Below are 5,654 nucleotides of genomic sequence, written 5' to 3' on the forward strand. Positions count from 1 at the left end.
AAAGGCTGAACTTATATTCACAACTGTGGAGGGCCCGCTTTTTAAAATCCGTAAAATTCAGGATAGTATTGCCGATAAAAATGTAAGGAATTTATACCGGGTTAACCGGCCGCGTTTTTCGCACGTGCAGCCGGGCGGGCGTTTTGATACCGACAGTTTAGCGTATGACAGGGACGAGTTTTACCTGATCATGAAGCGCAATGGCTATTACGATTTTTACCGGCAGTATATTAATTATACCTATGACTCTACGTTCAGGAGCAGCGTAGTGGATATTAAGATGATCATTGATAATCCGGCAGGGAAATCTGCCCATCCGGTTTTCAAGATCAATAATACACTTATCGTAGTGTCAAATAGTGAAGGGCGCACACCGGGTAAAGCGGATACATTAAAGGTGGATTCGCAGTTCAAATTTGTGGATTATTCGCGCAAGTTTAAACCACGTGTGGCAACAGATTATATTTTTCAGCGTAAGGGGCAGATTTATGATATTGACCGGCAGACGCTCACCACCTCGAGACTTTCGGAGTTAAATGTATTTCGTAATGTGCCGAACCCTACTTATACCAGGTTGCCCGATAGTACCAATCGCCTTGACACCAGGATCGATATCGTACCGCTAAAGCAAATGTCCAACAGGATTGAGGGTGAGTTTCTTTTTAATGCAGGCCAATACGGATTTAACCTGGGCAATACTTTTACTGACCGCGACTTATTTAAAAACGCAGCCATATTGCAGGTAAAATTAAACTGGAGCGTTTTGTTTGATAACAGCAGCAGCGCAAGCAATCCCAATGGTATATCAAACCAGGACCTTACCGTTGGTGCAAACGTGATTTATCCACGAATTATCTCACCATTTAAAAAACTGCCCATTTTAGGCAAATATGGTGTGCCGCATACCACTTTTTCAACCAACTACCAATTGTTTTATGAACAGGGCCTGGTGCAGCGCACCAGTTTTATCAATTCAATTACCTATGATTTTGCGGAAACCGCTCAAAAAACACATACCGTAACGCCTATTAATATTGAATTTTCGAAAGGGATCATCAACCCCGCCGCACAGGCCGAATTAGCTTTAAATAAACTTTATGCATACAGTTACCTTATAGGCCGTACCATATTTACTGCAGGTAGTCAATATACTTACCAATTCAATGCGAATAAGTTAAATACCTACGAGAATTTTGTTTATTTCAGGGGAAGCCTTGACGTGGGGGGTAATACCCTTGCGCTGCTTGCCAATATATTAAACTCGCCACGCGATTCAACAGGCGAGCGTACCATATTCGGGCGAACATTTGCCCAGTATGCTAAAGCCGAAACGGATTTTCGGGTATACCATAGTTTTGGGGGACAAAAGCAGTTGGTGTTCCGTTTAAACCCCGGTATTGGAATCCCTTACGGTAATAGCAGGCAGTTAAAGTTTGCCGATACCACATTTACTGACGGGTTGATCTTTGAAAAAGAGTTTTATGCAGGCGGCGCAAATGATATGCGGGCATGGTTGCCGCGTACTTTGGGGCCGGGCAATTTTAACCGGGCCACATTTTACGGCCCTTCCAGCGGAAATCCTAAAGCGCTTTCAAAGGGAGATGTGTTACGCGGGCGGTTGAAATATCTTGACCAGTTTGGTGAAATAAAAATTATTTCGAGCGTTGAATACAGGTACAAGCTTGTTGATGATTTTTTCGGTTCGGTGATGAAAGGGGCTTTATTTATGGATGCCGGCAATATCTGGCGCCTTCATGCGCAAACAAATGCTCCGGATGTTGAATTCAGGGCAAATAATATTTTGCCTGCTACTGCTTTGGATATCGGTACAGGTTTGCGGTTCGACCTGGCTTTCTTCGTTTTTAGGCTCGATGCCGCATTTAAATTTAAAGACCCTCAGTTTAACGGTTCTCAACAATGGGTTCTCGTTAATCACTTTAATGAATTGTTCCATACAGGGCCGTTTAAAACTGCTTACCAGTTAAATAACACCGGAGATACTTACAACTTTATGCAGCTTAATTTTGGCATCGGCATGCCTTTTTGAGAGGGTTAAAGGCGAAAGCTTTAATTCGATCGAAATTATGTTTCGGCTTAAGGCTTTTTTTGCCCTTTGCTTTCAGCTTTATATTTTCTGACTTTTTTGCAAAATAAAAGCCCCCTTACTCTCGCAGTTCGGGGGCTTTAACCTAAACCTTATCACAAAAGGCAAGTGTAGAAACCTGCCATATGAAGTATCAAATATAAGGCGAATATTTTAATAAAAAAAGAATTGTGTAAAAAGGGCGCATTGAGTTTATAGCCGTTGAGAATAACCGCAAAATTTAACTTTAAATGCACTTTTTTAAGATCAATCAATGTTGAAAACTATACATATAGTTATTTTTTGATGGTATTTAGACTTAAAAATCACGGTAATTCTGCTTTTTGGTGATTATATTTAATATCTTAATATATGATTTTAAAAATATTTTTGAAGTTTGGCGGGTTTTTAAAAGGGTGTGGTTGCCCGTTTTTTTAGTGATAATATCGAAAAAGGGAGGTTAATTAAGATGTATTGGCATTAAAATACCAGCGTTTGAATCGATGAGCTGACGGGTATGGGCTGACTTAAATTATAGAATATTTCCGCCTAAAAAATATTTTTTAACCCGTCAATAATACTTTCGAAAAATGTGGGTATGCTTAGCCCGTTGTGGTAATTAAAATATACAAATATGGCGAAGATGATGATGGCGACGACAATAAACCTTTTAAACATATAGGCAAGCAGGAACAATAAGCTGGGTATTGCCACTAACAATACCCAGCTTATATGAAAGGGGCTCAGCTTGTCATCTGTACGGTAAACATAATAAAGGATGGAATGCGTACCGCTCTCGTTTTGGTGACGGGCATATAAAAAGGTTGAACGTGCTATTTTATGCCTGTAAATTGCGGTGCCTTTTTCAAACCGCATGGTATCTTCAAGGCCATTTATAGTAAAGCTAAACATGCCATTTACATTTTCGCGAATGTTCCCGAGGGAATCAGTAGCGATAATGGCAACTTCGTCCTTCGCAAAGGGATTCTCCTTGATTACAAAATGATTGATCGCAATGTCGCCGGCAAAAACAAAAATGGCCGGCGTCATCATTAAACAAAAAATAAAAAGCAATTTTTTCATGGCTGTATAATAATCAGCATAATTTTTTGAATACCAGCAAACCTGTATAAAAATAGTGATTTTACATGATGCATGGTTAAATAATCAATACAGTAAAATTTTAAAAAGGCATACGTAACAAATAATGATTTAATAACCAAATCCACCTGACTTAGTTTTTATGAGATGAAATAATTACCCTGAAGTGTAAAAATAAGAGGCTAGTTATTAGCGGTTTGTTTATTTAGTATATAAAATCTATAGGAATTGTAGTTTATGTAATTATCTTTGCAGCAGAGATTATTTAGTTTTTATAAAGTCGTGTGACCGAGAGGATAGGTGGTGGTCTGCAAAACCCCAAACGGCAGTTCGAATCTGCCCGCGACGTCTTTTCTAAGTCGACAGCCTTTAGTCTTAAGTCAAGAATGATTTAAGACTAAAGGCTGTCGACTTATGCCTTATAAATAAGACAGCCCTTTTAGCTGGCCATCTTCATAATAAAAGGGGGTAAAGCCATCTTCAGCTAATTCACAGTTGACCAGCATGGAGGTAAAAAGTACATCGCCAAATATATTGGCGATAGCTGTATCAGCCGCGTCGCGGCCCGAGGCTATCTTTAAAAGGCCATTAAGTGGCACCAGTCTGGTGGCATCAAACAAAACCCATTCGTTACCAATATAGGCCTCGAAGCAGGCATGAAAATCAGCAGGTTTTAATTGATAGGCATAGCCGGTAAAATAACGGGCAGGGATGGTTAGGGCGCGGCATAATGCAATGCCCAGGTGGGCAAAATCGCGGCATACACCAGCCTGTTCCGTAACGGTGTCAAACGCGGACGTTTGCGAATTGGTGGAACCGCTTAAATACAATACATTTTTGTTGATCCAGTTGGTGAGCGCAGCCACTTTTTCAAATGGATTATAAATATGGCCGAATAGGTTGTGGGCAAGCCGGTACAGCTTATCCGACTGGCAATACCGGCTGGGATATAAATAAGGGAAAATGGTATGATCCATATGTGCAACCGGTACCTCAGTTACCTCAGTAAAATCCTTTACCTCACACAAATTATCAATTGTAGCATGGTAATTAACTTTAATGGTGCCGGCTTCTTCAATTTCAAAACGCATCAGCCTGTTTTCGCCATGTACGGAGGTTAACTCTTCAACTTTGATATAGGGACCTGTTGTAAATGTTTCGCTGATGACCGTTTGATGCGGCGTCCGCAGCGCATGGATGTTTAATATTATTGTCCCCGCCGACCGGGCGGTATATTCCATTTCAGCGAGGACGTTGAATTTCATTTTGGTTGTTAAGTAGTTGTTGTAGTTGTAAATATTGTAATCGGTTGTAATAAGTTACTAAAAAGATGGCAGAAGTTAAAAAGGAGGATGGTTCCAATATGTTCTAACCACTACAACTTATTGCAATCCTTACAACCCTAATCCAGTTCATCAAAAGCGGTGTCCATCCACTCCTCGGATATATGTTCGAGGGCGGCTTTTAGCTCCTCGGCCCATTGAGTCGAAATATACTCCAGGTCCTTTTTCTCGTAACGTTTCTCAATAATATGAAAGCTGTCTTTATGGTATACCACAACGTCAATCGGAAAATCAACGTTATTTGCACTTACCCGTGTGGAGTCAAAAGAAAGAAACCCTGTTTTAAGTGACAACTTTAAACTCGAATCTTCATCTAAGATACGATTTAAAATGGCCTTTCCATGCCCCGAATTGCCTATAATTACGTACGGCGCACCTTGCCCGAGCTCTACCCAATTACCTTCAGGGTATAACTGGAACAGTTTATGTTCATCGTCATCGGCGAGTTGGCCGCCGATAATGGTATTCAAATCAAACTTAAAGCCGGCTTTTTCCAGCGAATCTTTATCCTCTTTGGCAACTCTTTTCACCTGTTCTCCAAAGGCGTTTACTGCCTTGTATAATTTGTTATATTCTTTGGTTTCTAATAATTCATTAAAGTATACAACAGCCTTATCCCTTACCGAGCGTAATCCGCTGGTCATGATAAAAAGGGAGAAATTGTCTTTTTGTGTAATCGTAATCTTCTTTTTGGTAGTGATCTCGGTACCGGATGTAATACGGGTATCGGCCAAAGCAATTAAGCCTTCTTTAACTTTTATTCCTAAGCAATAGGTCATTTATGTATTTTTTTGTGATCTCACTGATTATGTAAGTGAGATCACCGATTTATTATTTGGTTGTATGTTGTTATAAAATGCGAATATAAGTTAATCAAATAATCCGGCCTAATCAATTTTTCTGTTGATTTATTAGAAAGATTAGATTGTTGGATACCTCCAGAGCGGCAACCCTTACATCGTATAAATTTGCAGTCTATGGTGCAAAACTCACCAATCCTTTATAAGTGCCGGCTTAGTTATCACTACCCGTAATTTTTTGCAAACCTGCGCATTTAGAATTAGCGGTTAGGCGGCAAACAGAACGTTCAAGATACCTAATGAATGTCATTTTTTAATATTCAGGTT

At 39.9% G+C, this 5,654-nt stretch carries 4 protein-coding genes and 1 tRNA gene; 2 read left to right on the forward strand and 3 right to left on the reverse strand.

Translation table 11 applies throughout. The features are described 5' to 3' along the window. Positions 1-2,047: BamA/TamA family outer membrane protein (locus tag QZY09_RS02625; RefSeq protein ID WP_295667745.1), on the forward strand; the 2,047-nt coding region annotated here is incomplete at its 5' end. Between the two features lie 585 nt (positions 2,048-2,632). Here the strand turns inward: QZY09_RS02625 and QZY09_RS02630 are convergent. Then, positions 2,633-3,166: a hypothetical protein gene (locus QZY09_RS02630; protein WP_295667747.1), complete on the reverse strand. Its 534-nt coding sequence runs from the start codon at positions 3,164-3,166 to the stop codon at positions 2,633-2,635. A gap of 296 nt (positions 3,167-3,462) precedes the next feature. On the opposite strand from QZY09_RS02630, the gene QZY09_RS02635 reads away from it, so the two are divergent. Beyond that, positions 3,463-3,533 (forward strand) — tRNA-Cys (locus tag QZY09_RS02635). A gap of 70 nt (positions 3,534-3,603) precedes the next feature. On the opposite strand, the gene QZY09_RS02640 is transcribed toward QZY09_RS02635, so the two are convergent. Together QZY09_RS02640 and QZY09_RS02645 are read right to left on the reverse strand one after the other, a co-directional pair. Continuing rightward, positions 3,604-4,449, reverse strand: coding sequence for a transglutaminase family protein (locus QZY09_RS02640; RefSeq protein ID WP_295667749.1), 846 nt, complete (start codon positions 4,447-4,449; stop codon positions 3,604-3,606). A gap of 137 nt (positions 4,450-4,586) precedes the next feature. Further along, entirely contained in the window at positions 4,587-5,306 is a 720-nt protein-coding gene (locus tag QZY09_RS02645; protein ID WP_295667751.1) for a peptidase, read from the reverse strand. Positions 5,307-5,654 lie beyond the last annotated feature (348 nt).

The sequence above is a fragment of the uncultured Mucilaginibacter sp. genome (assembly GCF_903913935.1).
Taxonomy (GTDB): domain Bacteria; phylum Bacteroidota; class Bacteroidia; order Sphingobacteriales; family Sphingobacteriaceae; genus Mucilaginibacter.

Excerpts from the sequence above, each read along its gene's own strand:
- QZY09_RS02645 (WP_295667751.1), bottom strand. The coding sequence starts at position 5,306 with ATGACCTATTGCTTAGGAATAAAAGTTAAAGAAGGCTTAATTGCTTTG.
- QZY09_RS02640 (WP_295667749.1), bottom strand. The coding sequence starts at position 4,449 with ATGAAATTCAACGTCCTCGCTGAAATGGAATATACCGCCCGGTCGGCG.
- QZY09_RS02630 (WP_295667747.1), bottom strand. The coding sequence starts at position 3,166 with ATGAAAAAATTGCTTTTTATTTTTTGTTTAATGATGACGCCGGCCATT.